Source organism: Candidatus Njordibacter sp. Uisw_056, from assembly GCF_047730085.1.
GTDB lineage: Bacteria > Pseudomonadota > Gammaproteobacteria > Pseudomonadales > Balneatricaceae > Njordibacter.
Genome location: NZ_CP159830.1, coordinates 2,938,435 through 2,955,849 on the forward strand (window position 1 = coordinate 2,938,435; position 17,415 = coordinate 2,955,849).

Sequence of the window (17,415 nt, forward strand, 5' to 3'; positions counted from 1 at the left end):
CTATTACACACTTAGCAGCAGGTATTCACGTTCCCATGAACTGATGACCTGCATAAAATTATCATTTTCTTTTTCTTTTACGGCTATATACGCTTTCACAAACCGGTCACCAAATATTTCTCGTAATGGCTCGCACCGATCTAGCTGAATGAGCGCCTCGGTGAGGCTACGGGGTAGTTCCCTAGTGCCTTTATCATAGGCACTGCCTTCCACAGGAGCACTAGGCTCCAGCTGTTCTTTCATCCCTAAATAGCCACATGCTAGGGTTGCTGCCATCGCTAAATAAGGATTTGCATCAGCTCCCCCTACTCGGTTCTCGACACGAATATTAGGGCCTGTTTTTTCTGGCACTCGTAAACCCACAGTGCGGTTATCAAAACCCCAATGCACATTAACTGGTGCTGACTCGTCCTTCAAAAAGCGTCGATAGGAATTTACATTGGGGGCAAATAATGCAGTGACCGCCTTAGTGTATTTTTGTAAGCCACCGATATAGTGTTTAAGTGATTCACTAATGCCTCCATCTTCCCCCACAAAGATATTATTGCCGTGAGCGTCCAACACACTTTGATGAATGTGCATGGAACTGCCAGCCTGATTTTGTAATGGCTTAGCCATAAAGGTGGCTGATAGGTTGTGTTTGAAAGCGGCTTCTCGCAAGGTGCGCTTAAATAGGAACACTTGATCAGCAAGAGACAAGGCTTCGCCATGGCGGAAGTTAATTTCCATCTGCCCTAAACCTTCTTCATGAATGAGGGTCTCTACATCAAGATTCTGGGCTTCACAATAGTCATAAACATCTTCAAATAACGGATCAAATTCATTTACAGCATCGATACTATACGACTGCCGGCCAGTTTCGGCACGACCCGTTCTACCTACAGGTGGCTGCAGTGGCGAATCTGGGTTTAAGCTCTTTTGGGTAAGGTAAAATTCAGCCTCTGGGGCCACAATGGGCGTAAGGCCCATGTCTGCATATAACTTAAGCACCTTACGCAATATCGTTCGGGGCGCCAGATCAACCAGCTCACCGTGAATATCATAACAATCATGAATGATTTGGGCTGTTGGCTCTGTGGCCCAAGGCAATAAGTGTGCTGCATTAGGATCTGGCTTTAGGTAGACATCAATTTCAGCTGGATCGATCATACTGTAGTCGTCTAGATAATCCCCCGTAACAGTGGCGACCAAAACACCTTCTGGCAAACGAATGCCCGCGTCATCACAAAACTTAGACGCAGGCATAATTTTACCGCGGGCAATGCCTGTGAGATCGCTAACAATGCATTCAACTTCTGTTATTTTGTGTTCTTTTAGCCATGTTTTTAGGCCATTAAAGTTAGTCATAGGTCACCGACTACCTTGGCTTTGTAGGCGCTTATTACAGGCGCTAGCAAAGGCAGAAAAAATAGATTGATAGAGATCATCCTCAGTCACTTGGTACTCTGGATGCCATTGAACTGCTAAGTTAAAGCTTTGGCTATTGGGGTCTGTAAAGGCTTCAACTAGACCATCCTCAGAAATTGCTTCAACCCTTAAGCCTTTGCCAACCCTATTAACACCTTGGCCATGTAATGAGTTTACTCGTGCTTTTGGCTTACCATACAACTGTTCTAGCACGCCATCACTAGCTAAGGTAATGCTGTGGCTATGGCTATACTGTATTTCTATAGCGTCTGCTTTATTTTCCCGATGGTCATTATAATCGCCTAGCTCTTCCACATGCTGGTGTAAGCTGCCGCCATAGGCCACGTTCATTTCTTGAAAACCTCGACAAATAGCAAGTAAGGGCACCCCCCACTTTATAGCCGCAGGAATTAACGCCAATGCTAGGCTATCTCTGGCTTTATCATGTTGAGTGCCTTTACGACTGGTTTCTCCATAGTGGCATGGCTCTACATTGCTATAACCACCCGGTAATAATACGCCATGGAGGTGACCTAATAGGGCGTTTAGGTCCATATCAACTTGGTTATCACTATTAGATAAGGCTGGGATTAACACCGGTACCGCGCCCATTGCATCAACCACAGCACGAGCATATTTCTCACTCACACGGTGGTAGGGGTGTAAGCCGTCTTGGTTCACTTCACACACAAGACCAATAAGAGGTTTAGACATAATTAAGCAGACGTAAGTAGTAATAAAGAAACATAGCATGAAGCCTTTAACAGTAGCATAAAGCAGTTTTAACCTTCAAGTAAAGCGTATGTTATTATGAACACTCAGACCCAACGACTGGCAGGTGAAAAAATACTTGCTAACAATTTGTTTTATATACATAAATAAATTAAAAATGAGTTTTGTATGGGTATTTTTATAATTATTTTTAATAAATAATCATATTATTCCACACATTTACTATTCGAAGCTTGTCTATCCCTCCCTTTCTGCTACCATCTTACATAGACCCCTTAATGAGAGTTTAGCCCATGTCCCATGCCATCGCATCAAGTAGCGAAGCTGAAGCATTTCTTGCCGTTCACCCAGACCTTGTGAGTGTGGATTTATTACTGCCAGATCAGCATGGTGTTTTGCGTGGCAAACGTATTCCTGCACAAGAATTACTTAAGGTTTATCAGCAGGGCCTCTATTTACCTGGCTCAGTGTTCGCCCTTGATATTAATGGCAACACTGTAGAAAGCACCGGCATTGGGTTTGATACAGGTGATTGTGACCAGCCCTGCAGGGTCATTCCGAACACCTTAGCCTTAGTGCCATGGCAAACAAAATCTATGGCACAGTGTTTGGTCACTATGGAACAAAGCCCTGGTGAAGCCTATTTCGCCAATCCACGCCACGTTTTAGATCAAATATGTGATCGCTATCAAATCCAGGGCTTAACCCCCGTAGTTGCGGTTGAACTGGAGTTTTACCTCACCGATACCAAGCGCCTTAAATCAGGCCTGTTACAACCCCCAATAGCCCCCATAACAGGCCATCGTGAGTCTGACACTCAAGTGTATGCGATAGACAATTTAGATGATTATAGCGCACTCATAGATGACATCATGATGGCTGCACAAGCGCAAAACATACCCGCATCTACAGCGGTGGCAGAATATGCCCCTGGGCAGTTTGAAATAAACCTGCAACACGTTGCAAACCCAGTATTGGCATGTGACCAAGCCATACTCCTAAAACGCATTGTCAAAAGTGTGAGCCGGCAACATGGTTTTGATGCCACTTTTATGGCTAAACCCTATGCCAACCAGGCTGGCAGTGGCATGCACATCCATATGAGCTTACTGGATGATGCCGCAACAAATGTATTTGCCTGTGATCATCAGCAACCTAATGCTGTAATGAGCCACGCCTTAGCAGGTTTGCAGGTTACCATGGCTGAAACTATGGCCCTGCTGTGCCCCAAGATTAATTCATACCGCCGCTTTCAGCCTGACTTCTTTGTGGCCATGGCACCTACATGGGGGGTAGACAACCGCACCGTTGCTTTGCGAATCCCTAACGGTTCTATGTCTGCAACACGCATTGAACACAGGGTCGCTGGTGCTGATGCCAACCCCTATTTGGCCATGGCCGCAATGCTTTCAGGTGCTCTTCATGGCATTGACAATAAGCTAATATTAGGCCCCCAAACGACGGGTAATGGGGCCGAGAAAGTAGCACCTAGCTTGCCATTGAATTGGGCAGATGCCTACGGTATTTTAGGCAATAGTGAATTTGCTGCAAACGCCTTTGGTGCGGATTTCCTGTGGGTATACACCCAGGTTCAGCAGCAAGAATACACCGAGTTTAATCGCCATGTCAGCAGCTTAGAAATTGATTGGTATCAACGCACCCTTTAAATTGCAGGATTTTTATGAGCCAAGCACACACTCACTCTTACTACGCTGCCAGTGCTAATCAGCAGATTAAGTGCTCCACATTGCAAGGTAGCCATGCAGCCGACATATGCGTTGTAGGTGCCGGCATTACTGGGCTTAGCGCTGCGCTAAATTTGGCAGAACGAGGTTACAAAGTGACTGTTTTGGAAGCCAACTTAGTAGGTTGGGGTGCGTCTGGACGTAGTGGTGGGCAAATGATTTTTGGGTTTGGTTGCGATATGTCAGTGATCGAAAAATCTGCGGGGCAAATCGCAGCTAAAGCAATGTGGGATATGTCTGTAGAGGCCATTGATATACTGCGCCAGCGTGTAGACCAGCATCAAATTCAATGTGACCTCCAGCAAGGCCACCTGCATGCTGCAATAAAACCAAGGCAAATGCGGGAACTTGAAGAATGGCAGGGCTCTTTAGAACAACAGTATGGCTATGCCAGCTTAAGCCTTTGGAATAAACAGCAAGTGCAGTCAAAAATGGCAAGTGAGCGTTACATAGGTGGACTATATGATGCTAACTCAGGTCATATTCACCCCCTCAACTACACCTTAGGCTTAGCTAAAGCGGCATTGGATGCAGGCATTACCATTTACACAGCTTCTGCCGTCACTAAGGTAACCAGAAAATCTAAGGCCAATATTTGCCATACTATACAGGGGCAAGTTACTGCTGAGCAGGTGCTTTTTTGTGGTAACGCCTATATGGGCAAGTTGGTGCCTGAAATTAGCAACACAATAATGCCAGTTGGCACATACATTGGTGCGACAGAACCGCTTGGAAAGGCACGGGCTGAGGCCTTGATAAACAATAACATGGCTGTTGCTGACATTAATTTTGTTTTGGATTATTTCCGCATGTCTGCTGACTATCGGATGCTATTTGGTGGCCGAGTTAGCTACTCCACTTTAGCGCCCCCAAACCTAGCAAACTCTATGCGTCAGCGTATGTTAGGGGTGTTCCCACAGTTAGCAGACGTTACCATGGCCTATTCTTGGGGTGGTAACGTTGCCATTACCATGAACCGTGGGCCTCACTTTGGTCGCCTGGGCAAAGACTTATATTTTGCTCAAGGTTTTTCTGGCCATGGTATTGCTGCAACAGGTTTAGCTGGGAAGCTGCTAGCTGAAGCGGTGGCAGGACAAACTGAACGGTTTGATCTGTTTGATAAAATTAGCCACTTGCCTTTTCCCGGTGGTACATTATTTAAGACCCCAGCCCTTGTTTTGGCTATGGCTTGGTACCGTTTACGGGATATGCTTTAGTAACCGATGGGTTGGGTTTAATTAGTGAGATACGATACCATTGTTGGCACTAACAACTTTAGCTGTTACCTCGCCTAGGTTACGAAAACGGTGCGGAAGGTGGGTGTGAAAAAAGTAACCGTCTCCAGTAACTAATTGATAAACTTTCTGATCTACAGTGAGCTCAATTTCACCTTGCACAACAATGCCAGCTTCCTCACCATCGTACTTGATCATATCTTCACCCGTATCAGCGCCAGGCGGATACGTTTCGCTGAGCATAGAAATGTTGCGATCTGCAACGCTGTGGCCAATAAGCTTTATAGCTACCCCCTGGGCGCTCATATCTGCTTGTTCACCCGCCTTGAAAACAACTTGATTACTCATGACTAGGTCGGTGGTGAAAAACTCTTCCACCCCCATAGGGAAACCTTTGAGCACCTTAAGCAGAGAGCTAAAAGAAGGGCTCACGGTATTTTTTTCAATCATAGAAATAGTGCTATTAGTCACCCCTGCACGCTTAGCCAACTCGCGTTGCGAAAGCCCTAGGCGCTTACGAATGGTTTTTAATCTGACACCTAAATCCAAGGCTCTTCCTCCATATACTTGTGTGATCTAACTTGCCACTAAGGGAATACGTACACTAACCTTTACACCTTTATTAACTGAAGTATCTATATCAAGGGTACCACCCAAAGAACGCGCACGCTCATCCACTCCAGACAAACCAAAACCCCACTTATTCTTTTGTTGGTCAAAGCCAATACCATTATCTTTGACCCTAATCACCATGTGTTGTTCATACACCGCTAAATGCACTTTCAATTTAGTTATTCGCTTAGCGTGTTTCACTGCATTGTTGACTAATTCTTGCACTATGCGATAGCTTGCAATGGTATATATTTCCTCCATACCATTTACCGAATCATCAATATTAAGGTCTAGTTCAATATGTTGCTCATCAAGATGGAAGGCTAGAATGCACTGCTCAACGGCTACCTTTAAGCCAAACATGTCTAATGCCTCTGGTCTTAGCCGTTGAATCATATCACGCATGGTCTCATACAGCGCATCTGCTTGAGAGGTAATGTCTTGGGCGTAGGTTGCCACCTCGTTTATGCTTTTTGCATGTTCTAGTATATGGGCGTTAATTTTAATGGCGGTGAGGGTTTGGCCAAACTCATCATGTAGTTCCCTAGCAATGTGAAGAATTTGGTCCTCTTGCACTCGGATCAGCTGTTGTGCCAAACTTGTATTTTCGTTACTCTTTTTCTGAAGTTCTTTGGTTCGTTCTACGACCATGCGTTCTAAAGTAGCGTGCTGCTGATTCAGCTCTACCAACGCATCATCCCGTTGTAGTTTAAGACCGTATTCCTGATTTAGCCTACGATAGTAGGCACCAAAAGCAATACACATCGCTAACAACACAACTCCCATAAATTTTAAATGGTGAGCATATAGCCCTGCAGGTTGCTGTATCGAAAGGGTAAAAGGCTGCCCCAAGTGGTCTAAACTGCGTTCTTTAAGAAAGATATCAGTCTCAAACACGGGCAAATAAATTACTTGTGGCAATATTTCATCTGCCGCTAATTGCCGCTCCTCACCATAAAGTAACTGAACTGTTGCGCCTGGTAAAATATCAGCCACGGGCGCCAGCATAGTATCTGTTTTTATGATCAACATTACGGCCAAGCCACCGTTTAAATACCCTAACGCCGTCATCTCGTCTGTGGTGTCTAATACCTTGATTAAGCTGTAACCACGCCCACCCTCTCTCAGCTTGTAAGGCTGAGAAGCAGCTGGATCGCCCGAGACCAAGGATGACAAAAGGGGCTCTCGCATATTACGTGCAGACATCATGTCAAAACCCATGAGGCTTTTAACTGATTCAAGATAGGGGTCTATAAAAAAAATAGGGAAGTGCATGGGCACCCCATTGACCAGATTCGCAGCTTTACCTGAGGGGTTCTTTTTAGAGACATAGCGTGTCACTCTGTAACCTGGATAACCCAAGCCACGCATCTGCACTTCGTGTTTAGTTTTATTCGCTGGGTCGACGCTAACTAGTGCTTCAAACATATAAATATGTGGGTAAGTATCACGCATGTGCTTAGTAAAGTTACGTGCTGGATCCAAGTTATTGGGCCCCACGCTGGCGAGTATGCTTCCAAACCCAGCCAAAGCCGCATCATTGATTAGAAGCTGCTCGTTGATGTTATACATCGCGTCATTTGAGGCAATATCAAAAGTTATTCGCTGGCTATTAATCACCCAGGCAACGATTGTGGCCATCACCAACACTAGGCTTAAGAGCCATAGCAACAGACGCATTAGAGTCGACGGAAGTAATAAATAATCCAATTGACTAATTTTTTTCACCAATAAATCCTTGTGTCTAAAAATCGTTTTATTTTGCCAGTGTGCGCCAGCTACTCAACAAACTATTGATAGCTATGTGGTGAGCAGTTTTACCCAGTTACACATGCCAAGTTCCATTGTTTACTGCATCCCTTTTATGCCACTTTAGGTTTTGTAAAAAACACCTTCAATGCCATCACTATTCCAACGAGTATAATCAAAATAGTAAGGTACGATAATGTCAATTTTAACGAATTAATGCCAGATCCATATGACACTATTAGCTCAGATATTAGGCCTGAGTTTAGATAGGTTTCCAGCATCAATAGTTCAAGGTAATTCTCTGCCCAATCGGCAAACATACATAGAATAGGAACGGTGAAGAATAAACGCTTGTTACTAAAAAGCAGTAAAGTCCAAGATACGTACATTAAGGTATAAATAAAAGCAAAAATCACGTCCCAGATTTTCAGGAACTGGCTATAACAAAGAAGCTGCCCTTTTGTTCTGGATTCAAAGAAATTTTCAACCATTTCTTGAGTATAAAAAAAAGAAAGCCCTAATGAATTTGACCCAACATCTAGCCTGTAGCAGCGACTAACATCGCCTAGAATAAATGTTGCATAAAAAACCATCGCAAACGTAGATCCGAAAGCAAAACATAGGGCCCTGTAATTATTCAGATATTTAATTATTTTAATCACGTTTTATCTATTGATTGTTTTTAGCAGTTAATCCAGAGGTGAAATTGGGTCACGTGAAATGCACACTCACAGTCATAATAGTCTATTTAAGTAAAACTATTCCACAGTCACTGATTTGGCTAAATTACGCGGCTGGTCTACGTCAGTACCCTTAATAATAGCCACGTGGTAAGACAGCAGTTGCATAGGAATAGCATAGACAATTGGCGCCAGTAGTTCATGCACTTCTGGCACAACAATGACATGGGTTGCGTCGTCTTGAGCCATCTTAGCGTGAACGTCAGCAAAAACAAACAGTTCCCCTCCACGGGCACGCACCTCCTGCATGTTAGCTTTAAGCTTATCGAGCATGTCATCTTTAGGCGCAACCACAACAACTGGCATATTTGCATCAACAAGGGCCAGAGGTCCATGTTTGAGCTCACCAGCAGGATAGGCCTCAGCATGAATATAGGAGATTTCTTTTAGCTTTAGAGCCCCTTCTGAGGCGATTGGGAACATGCTGCCTCGACCAAGGAATAATGTATGGTGTTTATCCGCGAACCGTTGGGCTAATACTTCAATATCTGGTTCCATTTGTAAACATTGTTGCAGCACCCTAGGCAGGGTCTCCATGGCATAGATAATAGGCTGGATATCTATGTTGCAACGCTGCTTAGCTAATAACAAAGTAAGGTGCAGTAAGGTAATTAGCTGAGTGGTAAACGCTTTAGTAGAAGCGACACTGATCTCTGGCCCAGCTTGTGTTAACAGCACCATGTCTGATTCACGCACTAGACTACTTGATGCCACATTACAAATTGCTAGGCTAGCGGCCAGTTTGGTTTTGTCGATGTGCCGCAGAGCAGCCAGACTGTCTGCTGTTTCGCCAGACTGAGACAAGGTGATGAGCAGTGTGTCTTCGGGAACTACAGCCTGACGGTAACGATATTCGCTAGCCACTTCTATTTGACAGGCCAGGCCAGCTAAACTTTCGATCCAATATTTTGCGACCATGCCTGCAAGGTAACTAGTGCCACATGCAATGATTTGTACATTTTTAGCCTTTGACAAGGCTTCAATGGCACTGTCATCGAGAACATTTTGCAGTTGGCCGGCAATAATTTGCTGGGAAATGAGATTGGCCACCACTTTAGGTTGCTCATTAATCTCTTTTAGCATGTAGTGCTTATAAGCCCCTTTGTCGCTACTTTCTTCCTTATGTTCATACCTGTGGCTTGGCCGCTCTACAGTTGCACCACTGCCGTCAGTAACCGTAACTTGGGTACAACTAATTTCAGCGATATCACCGTCTTCTAAAAACATAAAGTTGTCGGTCACTTGCAACAACGCTAGTTGATCAGACGCGATGTAATTTTCATCGCTGCCAAGGCCTATTACTAGTGGGCTACCTTTACGTGCGGCTAACAACAGACCTGGCTGGGTTTCATCTACCACCCCTAGCGCATAAGCACCCTCACATTGGCCTGCAGCATCGCGCACTGCTTCTGTAAGGGACATTCCCTGCTTGCGGTTACGGTGAATTAAGTGAGCAATAACTTCAGTGTCGGTATCACTTTCAAAGCCATACCCTGTGGCTAGTAGGTCGGTTTTAATCGACTCAAAGTTATCAATAATGCCATTGTGAACAACCGCTAAACTACTGTGAGACCAATGGGGGTGAGCGTTAATTTCATTAGGAATGCCATGAGTTGCCCAGCGTGTGTGGGCAATGCCTAAGTTACCTTTCAATGGTTCCGCTGTTAGGGCAGAATCTAAGCTTGCCACCTTGCCCACGCGGCGAGTGCGCTGCAACCCCTGATCACTCAAAATAGCAACGCCAGAAGAATCGTAGCCACGGTACTCTAAACGCTTTAGGCCTTCTACTAAAATGGTACTGATATTTCGCTGAGCGATTGCGCCCACTATTCCGCACATGGCTGTTCTTCCTTGGTTAAGTTTTTACTGGTTTAGCCCAGCTGGCTAAATTGCGCTGCTTGCCACGAGCGATGGCTAGGTTGTCATCGGGGATGTCTTTAGTAATGGTAGAGCCCGCACCAACAGTTGCGCCAGCGCCAATATTCACAGGCGCAACGATTGAACTATTTGAGCCAATAAAGGCCCCATTAGCAATGTTAGTTTTAAATTTATTCACCCCATCATAATTACAGGTGATGGTTCCCGCACCAATATTTACGTTCTCACCCACAGTCGCATCACCAAGGTAGGTGAAGTGATTAGCCTTAGAACCTTTGCCCAGGGTAGTCTTTTTGGTCTCAACAAAATTTCCCACCTTACTATTGTCATGCATTATGGTGCCCGGCCTAAGTCGTGCAAAAGGCCCAATACTACAGTGTTCTGCAACTTGAGCTTGATCAATGACGCTATTTGCTAAAATCTGCGTGCCAGCGCCAATGTGAGCGTCTTTAATGTGGCAGTTGGGGCCAATATGCACGCTATCACCTAGGTACACCTGTCCTTCCATGATGACATTAATGTCGATGTATATGTCTTTGCCTGCATAGAGCTCACCACGCAAATCGAATCGTGTGGGGTCTGCTAATTGCACACCATCGCGCAATAATTGATTAGCTTGCTGCTGCTGATACCAGCGCTCCAACTGGGCTAACTGAAGCCGGTCATTGACACCTTGGGTTTGTTGTGGGAAGTCGGGCTGCAGGTGACTGATACCGATGTCATCAGCAACCGCCATCGCAACAATATCTGTAAGGTATATTTCGCCTTGGGCATTATTACTTTTGATGCGTGGTAACCAGCCATTCAACAAGCTTGCCTTAGCTGCCAAAATACCAGTATTGATCTCTTTTATTTGTAACTGCTCAGCATTGGCGTCTTTGTGCTCCACAATAGCTTGGATATGGCCTTTACTATTACGCACTATACGTCCATAACCAGCGGCGTCATCTAGTGTCACTGTTAGGATAGCTAAGTCACCTTGAGTGGCTTGCAGAACTAGCTGCTGCATTAGAGCCGCAGGTACCAAAGGCACATCCCCATACAACACGAGTACTATGGCATTATTATTCACCTGAGGCATCGCTTGCGCCACTGCATGGCCAGTGCCTAGTTGCTCAACCTGGGTTACACAGCGTGCACCAAGAGGCTTAACAACCGATTCTACTTCGTCTGCACCATGGCCTACAATAACGTGGGTGCATATAGGCTGAAGCATTTGCGCCTGGTTAATGGCATGCACCAGCATTGGTTTGCCTGCCAATTGATGGAGCACTTTGGGTCTATCAGAACACATTCGAGTGCCTTTGCCTGCAGCGAGAATAATGACTTCTAACGACATTAACGATCCTTGTGTAACTGTAATAAATTGTAGGCTCTAGTTTAGACGTTTTATGTGATTAAAGTTCATCAAAGTTTAATTTATTGTAATGAACACGTCTTCGCACAATAGTCGCTTTATGGATACCAAAATCCAACAGGCTATTTATAGGCACAAAAAAGGCAGCCTAGGCTGCCTTTTGGATGGTTCACTATAAACGACTTACTTGCCCAGTTTCTGACGAATCTGACGCAAAGTACGTAATTGAGCCGCAGCTTCTGCCAATTGGCCAGCTGCACGTGAGTATTCAAACTCAGACGTTTTGTCAGCCATAGCCTGCTCGGCATGGCGACTAGCTTCTTCTGCAGCAGCTTCATCTAAATCTGCTGCACGCAGTGCTGTATCAGCCAACAAGATAACCTTGTGTGGCTGAACCTCCAAAAAACCACCTGACACATAAAATACGTCTTCTTCACCAGACTCCATGCGCATGTGCACTGGACCTGGCTTAACTTCACTTAGTAACGGTGTGTGGCCCGGAGAAATACCGAGTTCACCCAACGAACCTGTAAGCGAAATAAACTGTACCTTACCTGAAAAGACGGACTCTTCTGCACTAACGATGTCACAATGTACACTGGTAGCCATATGATTATCCTCTTAAGCAGGGCTTATATTATCAGATTCAGCCAATAATATTAAGCCCAAACAATTACATGCTCTTGGCTTTTTCTACTACTTCTTCAATGCCGCCAACCATATAGAAGGCTTGCTCTGGAAGATCATCGTATTCACCAGCCAAAATGCCCTTAAAGGCAGCAATGGTATCTTTAAGTGATACGTATTTACCAGAGGCTCCAGTAAATACTTCAGCAACAAAGAATGGCTGAGACAAGAAACGCTGAATCTTACGAGCACGCGTTACTGCTTGCTTGTCTTCATCAGAAAGCTCATCCATACCTAAGATCGCAATAATGTCTTTAAGCTCTTTGTACCGCTGAAGTATGCCCTGAACGCCACGAGCAATGTCGTAGTGCTCTTGGCCGATCACTAGTGGATCTAGCTGACGTGAACTTGAATCTAGCGGATCGATAGCTGGGTAAATACCCAATTCTGCAATCTGACGAGACAATACCACGGTAGCATCCAAGTGAGAGAATGTAGTTGCTGGAGACGGGTCAGTCAAGTCATCAGCAGGTACGTATACCGCTTGAATAGAAGTGATCGAGCCAGTCTTAGTGGAGGTGATACGCTCCTGCAACACACCCATTTCAGAGGCTAGTGTTGGCTGGTAACCTACTGCAGAGGGCATACGACCCAATAATGCAGATACTTCAGTTCCCGCCAATGTATAACGGTATATGTTATCAACAAACAACAACACATCACGGCCTTCGTCACGGAACTGCTCAGCCATAGTAAGGCCAGTTAGGGCCACACGTAGACGGTTTCCTGGGGGCTCATTCATTTGGCCATATACTAGAGAAACTTTGTCTAATACATTGGACTCTTTCATCTCGTAGTAAAAATCGTTGCCTTCACGAGTACGCTCTCCAACACCTGCAAACACAGAATAACCACTGTGCTCAATAGCGATGTTACGGATAAGCTCCATCATGTTTACGGTTTTGCCTACACCGGCACCACCAAATAGTCCAACCTTACCGCCTTTGGCGAAAGGACAAACTAAGTCGATTACTTTAATGCCTGTCTCTAGCAACTCATTACTAGCTGACTGCTCAGCGTAAGACGGGGCCTTACGATGAATTGGCATACGAATTTCTTCACCAATAGGTCCACACTGGTCGATTGGGTTACCCAATACATCCATAATGCGGCCAAGAGTGGCTGTTCCCACAGGTACTTTAATGGCGCCACCGGTGTTAGATACGTCTAGACCACGGCTTAGACCTTCGGTCTGGCCCATGGCTATAGTGCGCACTACGCCGTCACCCAACTGCTGTTGAACTTCTAAGGTTGTGCCCTTAGTGTCTACAGTTAGTGCGTCATATATTTTTGGCACCGAATCACGTGGGAATTCCACATCGATTACAGCACCGATAATCTGTACTATACGTCCGCTACTCATAATTTTATCCTCTATCGAAAACTACTGCTTGTAGCTCAGGTTAAACCGCTGCTGCGCCACTTACGATCTCAGAAATTTCCTGAGTAATCGCAGACTGACGAGCCTTGTTGTAAATCATCTGAAGGTCATCAATCAGATCACCCGCGTTATCGGTAGCGCTTTTCATAGCGATCATCCGCGCGGCCTGCTCACAAGCGTTATTCTCTACCACAGCTTGATACACTAAAGATTCTACATAGCGGGTCAAAAGGCCTGTGAGTAATTCACGGGCATCTGGCTCGTATAAGTAGTCCCAATGTTGGCTCATGCCGTCATCATTCGGGTCTGCCTGCAACGGCAAAAGTTGTACTACATTAGGTTGTTGGGTCATGGTGTTTACAAAATTATTGTAAACCACGTACACAGCGTCCAACCGTCCTTCGTCATAACCATCAAGCATTATCTTCACTGCACCGATAAGTTCAGCAATTTCTGCCTTCTCACCCAGTTGGGACTTGCTTGATACGACGTTACCGCCGAAGTTATTAAAAAAGGTTGCTGATTTAGCACCAATGGCACAGATGTCGATCTCAATGCCATTTTGGTCATGTTCAGCCATGCTCTGTACAGTTTTCTTAAACACGTTAATGTTTAAACCACCACACAGACCACGATCGGAAGAAACTACAATGTAACCCACCCGCTTAAGCTCTCGCTGTTGCAGATACAAATGCTTGTACTCAGGGTTAGACCTTGCAAGGTGAGCGATGACTTCACGCATTTTATCTGCGTAAGGACGGCTCTGGTTCATGCGGTCTTGTGCTTTACGCATTTTACTCGCCGCAACCATTTCCATGGCGCTAGTGATTTTTTGCGTACCCTTGATACTTGCAATCTGGGTCTTTATTTCTTTTCCGACTGCCATATGCTTACCTATCTATTAAGTCACTAACTTGGACATTAGCATCGCCCCAAAATTATTTGGGGCTAAACACTACTACCAGGTTTGAGTTGCCTTAAACTGCTCTAGCGCAGACTTAAAGTTCGCAGCGATGTCACCATTGAAATCCCCAGACTCATTTACCTGGTTCATTACGGCACTGTGTTCGCTGTTCATATAAGCAATGAGAGCGGCTTCAAAGCTACCAACCTTCGGAAGAGCAACATCAGTGAGGAAGCCTTCGTTAGCTGCGAATAAGCTGATTGCCATATCGGCAACACTCATTGGCGAGTACTGGTGCTGCTTCATCAGCTCGGTCACACTTTGACCATGCTCTAACTGAGCGCGTGTTGCGTCATCTAAGTCAGATGCAAACTGGGAGAACGCTGCCAATTCTCTATATTGTGCCAGTGCCAAACGAATACCACCACCTAACTTCTTGATGATTTTAGTTTGTGCTGCACCACCTACACGAGACACAGATAAACCAGCATTAATGGCTGGACGAACACCTGCGTTGAACAAATCAGTCTCTAAGAAAATTTGGCCATCAGTAATAGAGATTACGTTGGTCGGTACAAAAGCCGATACGTCACCACCTTGGGTTTCGATAATAGGTAACGCAGTTAAAGAACCCGTCTTACCTTTTATTTCACCGTTAGTGAATGCTTCTACATACTCTGCGTTAACTCGAGATGCGCGCTCAAGTAGGCGAGAGTGCAAATAGAATACATCGCCAGGATAAGCTTCACGGCCTGGAGGCCGACGAAGTAGCAAAGAGATTTGGCGATATGCCCAAGCTTGCTTGGTTAAGTCATCAAATACAATTAAAGCGTCTTCACCACGATCGCGGAAGTATTCACCCATCGTACAGCCAGAGTATGGTGATAAGAACTGCAAAGCGGCTGAGTCTGCAGCGCCCGCGTTTACAACGATGGTATGAGCCATAGCGCCGTGCTCTTCTAACTTACGTACTACGTTAGCAATGGTTGACTGCTTTTGGCCAATGGCCACGTAGATACATTTAACACCAGTATTTTTTTGGTTGATGATCGCATCGATAGCGATGGCAGACTTACCAGTCTGACGGTCACCGATAATTAATTCACGCTGACCACGGCCTACAGGAACCATGGCATCAATTGCCTTAAGGCCTGTCTGAACGGGTTGATCAACTGATTTACGTTCAATTACACCCGGCGCCACTTTCTCAACAGCGTCGGTTAGATCACACTCAATCGGACCTTTTCCATCAATAGGGTTACCTAGCGCGTCTACTACACGACCCAATAATGCTGGGCCCACAGGGACTTCTAAGATACGGCCAGTACAACGAGCAGTTTGGCCTTCGACCAACTCTTCGTAGTCACCCAGAACTACAGCGCCGACAGAGTCGCGCTCTAAGTTCATGGCCATGCCATAAATACCACCGGGGAATTCAATCATTTCCCCGTACATTGCGTCAGCTAAGCCATGGATCAATACGATACCATCGGCTACGCTAACGATTGTGCCCTCATTTTGGGCTTCAGATGATACATCAAGTTGCTCAATACGCTTCTTGATGATTTCACTGATCTCTGAAGGATTCAGTTGTTGCATTGTTTATTCCTCACACTCAGACATTCATGGCCTCAGCCAATTTGCTTAGTTTGCCCTTAACGGAACCATCAATAACCAGGTCGCCAGCATAGACGATCACTCCACCGAGCAATGATGCATCAGTGGTACTAGTAATATTAATTTCGCGTGACAACATTGCGTTCAATGCTAGAGTCAGTTTGTCTTGTTGCTCATTGCCCAAATCAAAGGCGCTTACGATAGACACGTCTACCGACTGCTCCTGATTTGCTTTTAAAGTTTCATATAAATTAGAAACCTCAGGTAGCAATGACAAACGCTTGTTTTCGGCCAACAGATTCAGAAAATTCTGCGCCTGCTGAGATACTGGGCGACTGCCGTTTACCACGTCAGTCACTAACTGAGCCTTTTTTGTTGCCGTCAGTTCTGGGTTATCCAAAACTTGGGCTAAACTTGGTTCTGCAACAACTGCTGCAGCCATGCTCAAAAATTCCGACCAGCTACCCAAGTCACCTTGGGCCAATGCCGTTTCGAAAGCGGCCTTGGTGTAAGGACGGGCAACAGTAATGGATTCAGCCATCGTTAACCTCTCTTTTCTTACAGTTCGGCTGCCAACTTATCGACAAGCTCTTTGTGGTTGTTTACATCGATAGATGCGCCAAGGATCTTTTCTGCACCAGCAACAACTAGTGTTGCAACTTGAGCGCGAAGCGCTTCTTTAGCACTATTAATTTCCTGTTCAACATCAGCTGTTGCGGCCGTTTTAATGCGGTCTGCTTCAGCTTGAGCGGTCTCTTTGGCTTCATCAACGATCTGGCTAGCGCGTTTATTAGCTTGCTCTATAATAGTAGCTGCTTGCGCTTTGCTTTCTTGCAGTGCTGTTTCCACAGACTGCTGGGCGTCAGCAAGTTCACGCGCAGCTTTATCAGCTGCATCTAAACCTTCAGCGATCATTTTTTGCCGTTCTGCCAATGCTGTTGTAAGCGGTGGCCAAACAAACTTCATGCACAAGTACACGAAGATGGCGAAAGAAATAATCTGGCCCAAAATTGTCATGTTCATATTCATGGCAAGACCTCCATCCGTATGGGTTGGTTAAAGATGACCTTTAGGCAACCGCAAACATGATGTAAAGGCTGATACCAACACCTATCATAGGCACTGCGTCAGTTAAACCCATGATGATGAAGAACTGCGTACGAAGTAATGGGATCAACTCTGGTTGACGCGCAGCGCCTTCCAAAAATTTTCCGCCCAATACGCCGATACCAACAGCTGCCGCAAGAGCAGACATACCTAAGATGAATGCACCAGCAAAATACAGTGATGCGCTAGCAGCAATCTGTGCAATTTCCAATTCCATTGTGTTTCTCCAGTTTAAGTGAGATTAGTAGTTAAAAGTAAAAAGGT

Annotated in this window: 15 protein-coding genes; 2 read left to right on the plus strand and 13 right to left on the minus strand. The window is 45.4% G+C overall.

What is annotated here, in order from left to right:
• Positions 1 to 3: 3 nt before the first annotated feature.
• Both ABXT60_RS13990 and ABXT60_RS13995 read right to left on the minus strand, forming a co-directional pair.
• A complete protein-coding gene (locus ABXT60_RS13990; RefSeq protein WP_443630707.1) occupies positions 4 to 1,347 on the minus strand; it encodes a glutamine synthetase family protein in 1,344 nt (447 codons plus the stop codon).
• Positions 1,348 to 1,350: 3 nt separating this feature from the next.
• Positions 1,351 to 2,121 (minus strand): gamma-glutamyl-gamma-aminobutyrate hydrolase family protein, encoded by a 771-nt coding sequence (locus tag ABXT60_RS13995; RefSeq protein WP_443630708.1) that lies wholly within the window; start codon positions 2,119 to 2,121, stop codon positions 1,351 to 1,353.
• A gap of 311 nt (positions 2,122 to 2,432) precedes the next feature.
• Between ABXT60_RS13995 and ABXT60_RS14000 the strand changes: the two genes are divergently transcribed.
• Complete coding sequence (locus tag ABXT60_RS14000; RefSeq protein ID WP_443630709.1) at positions 2,433 to 3,806, plus strand: glutamine synthetase family protein; 1,374 nt, start codon at positions 2,433 to 2,435, stop codon at positions 3,804 to 3,806.
• A gap of 14 nt (positions 3,807 to 3,820) precedes the next feature.
• On the plus strand, positions 3,821 to 5,101 hold the full coding sequence (locus ABXT60_RS14005) for an NAD(P)/FAD-dependent oxidoreductase (protein WP_443630710.1): 1,281 nt from the start codon (positions 3,821 to 3,823) through the stop codon (positions 5,099 to 5,101).
• Positions 5,102 to 5,122: 21 nt separating this feature from the next.
• On the opposite strand, the gene ABXT60_RS14010 is transcribed toward ABXT60_RS14005, so the two are convergent.
• The 11 genes from ABXT60_RS14010 to atpE all read right to left on the minus strand — a co-directional run bounded on the left by ABXT60_RS14010 (position 5,123) and on the right by atpE (position 17,368).
• Positions 5,123 to 5,668: a helix-turn-helix domain-containing protein gene (locus tag ABXT60_RS14010; protein WP_443630711.1), complete on the minus strand. Its 546-nt coding sequence runs from the start codon at positions 5,666 to 5,668 to the stop codon at positions 5,123 to 5,125.
• Between the two features lie 27 nt (positions 5,669 to 5,695).
• Complete coding sequence (locus ABXT60_RS14015) at positions 5,696 to 7,459, minus strand: ATP-binding protein (protein ID WP_443630712.1); 1,764 nt, start codon at positions 7,457 to 7,459, stop codon at positions 5,696 to 5,698.
• A 779-nt stretch (positions 7,460 to 8,238) separates the two neighbouring features.
• Positions 8,239 to 10,059 (minus strand): glutamine--fructose-6-phosphate transaminase (isomerizing), encoded by a 1,821-nt coding sequence (gene glmS / locus ABXT60_RS14020; RefSeq protein WP_443630713.1) that lies wholly within the window; start codon positions 10,057 to 10,059, stop codon positions 8,239 to 8,241.
• Positions 10,060 to 10,075: 16 nt separating this feature from the next.
• On the minus strand, positions 10,076 to 11,437 hold the full coding sequence (gene glmU / locus ABXT60_RS14025; protein WP_443630714.1) for a bifunctional UDP-N-acetylglucosamine diphosphorylase/glucosamine-1-phosphate N-acetyltransferase GlmU: 1,362 nt from the start codon (positions 11,435 to 11,437) through the stop codon (positions 10,076 to 10,078).
• Positions 11,438 to 11,638: 201 nt separating this feature from the next.
• On the minus strand, positions 11,639 to 12,064 hold the full coding sequence (locus ABXT60_RS14030) for a F0F1 ATP synthase subunit epsilon (protein WP_046482535.1): 426 nt from the start codon (positions 12,062 to 12,064) through the stop codon (positions 11,639 to 11,641).
• Between the two features lie 64 nt (positions 12,065 to 12,128).
• A complete protein-coding gene (atpD, locus tag ABXT60_RS14035; RefSeq protein WP_046482533.1) occupies positions 12,129 to 13,505 on the minus strand; it encodes a F0F1 ATP synthase subunit beta in 1,377 nt (458 codons plus the stop codon).
• Positions 13,506 to 13,545: 40 nt separating this feature from the next.
• Positions 13,546 to 14,409: a F0F1 ATP synthase subunit gamma gene (gene atpG, locus ABXT60_RS14040; RefSeq protein ID WP_046482531.1), complete on the minus strand. Its 864-nt coding sequence runs from the start codon at positions 14,407 to 14,409 to the stop codon at positions 13,546 to 13,548.
• Between the two features lie 72 nt (positions 14,410 to 14,481).
• Complete coding sequence (gene atpA, locus ABXT60_RS14045; RefSeq protein ID WP_443630715.1) at positions 14,482 to 16,026, minus strand: F0F1 ATP synthase subunit alpha; 1,545 nt, start codon at positions 16,024 to 16,026, stop codon at positions 14,482 to 14,484.
• Positions 16,027 to 16,042: 16 nt separating this feature from the next.
• Positions 16,043 to 16,585 carry a F0F1 ATP synthase subunit delta gene (locus ABXT60_RS14050; protein ID WP_443630716.1) on the minus strand — a complete coding sequence of 181 codons (543 nt, stop codon included), beginning with the start codon at positions 16,583 to 16,585 and terminating at the stop codon, positions 16,043 to 16,045.
• A gap of 17 nt (positions 16,586 to 16,602) precedes the next feature.
• Positions 16,603 to 17,073: a F0F1 ATP synthase subunit B gene (locus ABXT60_RS14055; RefSeq protein ID WP_443630717.1), complete on the minus strand. Its 471-nt coding sequence runs from the start codon at positions 17,071 to 17,073 to the stop codon at positions 16,603 to 16,605.
• A gap of 40 nt (positions 17,074 to 17,113) precedes the next feature.
• Entirely contained in the window at positions 17,114 to 17,368 is a 255-nt protein-coding gene (gene atpE, locus ABXT60_RS14060) for a F0F1 ATP synthase subunit C (RefSeq protein WP_443628316.1), read from the minus strand.
• Positions 17,369 to 17,415 lie beyond the last annotated feature (47 nt).

Bases quoted from the DNA above. Each gene is read 5' to 3' on its own strand.
- ABXT60_RS13990 (WP_443630707.1), bottom strand. From the start codon at position 1,347: ATGACTAACTTTAATGGCCTAAAAACATGGCTAAAAGAACACAAAATA.
- ABXT60_RS13995 (WP_443630708.1), bottom strand. From the start codon at position 2,121: ATGTCTAAACCTCTTATTGGTCTTGTGTGTGAAGTGAACCAAGACGGC.
- ABXT60_RS14000 (WP_443630709.1), top strand. From the start codon at position 2,433: ATGTCCCATGCCATCGCATCAAGTAGCGAAGCTGAAGCATTTCTTGCC.
- ABXT60_RS14005 (WP_443630710.1), top strand. From the start codon at position 3,821: ATGAGCCAAGCACACACTCACTCTTACTACGCTGCCAGTGCTAATCAG.
- glmS (WP_443630713.1), bottom strand. From the start codon at position 10,059: ATGTGCGGAATAGTGGGCGCAATCGCTCAGCGAAATATCAGTACCATT.
- glmU (WP_443630714.1), bottom strand. From the start codon at position 11,437: ATGTCGTTAGAAGTCATTATTCTCGCTGCAGGCAAAGGCACTCGAATG.
- ABXT60_RS14030 (WP_046482535.1), bottom strand. From the start codon at position 12,064: ATGGCTACCAGTGTACATTGTGACATCGTTAGTGCAGAAGAGTCCGTC.
- atpD (WP_046482533.1), bottom strand. From the start codon at position 13,505: ATGAGTAGCGGACGTATAGTACAGATTATCGGTGCTGTAATCGATGTG.
- atpG (WP_046482531.1), bottom strand. From the start codon at position 14,409: ATGGCAGTCGGAAAAGAAATAAAGACCCAGATTGCAAGTATCAAGGGT.
- atpA (WP_443630715.1), bottom strand. From the start codon at position 16,026: ATGCAACAACTGAATCCTTCAGAGATCAGTGAAATCATCAAGAAGCGT.
- ABXT60_RS14050 (WP_443630716.1), bottom strand. From the start codon at position 16,585: ATGGCTGAATCCATTACTGTTGCCCGTCCTTACACCAAGGCCGCTTTC.
- ABXT60_RS14055 (WP_443630717.1), bottom strand. From the start codon at position 17,073: ATGAATATGAACATGACAATTTTGGGCCAGATTATTTCTTTCGCCATC.
- atpE (WP_443628316.1), bottom strand. From the start codon at position 17,368: ATGGAATTGGAAATTGCACAGATTGCTGCTAGCGCATCACTGTATTTT.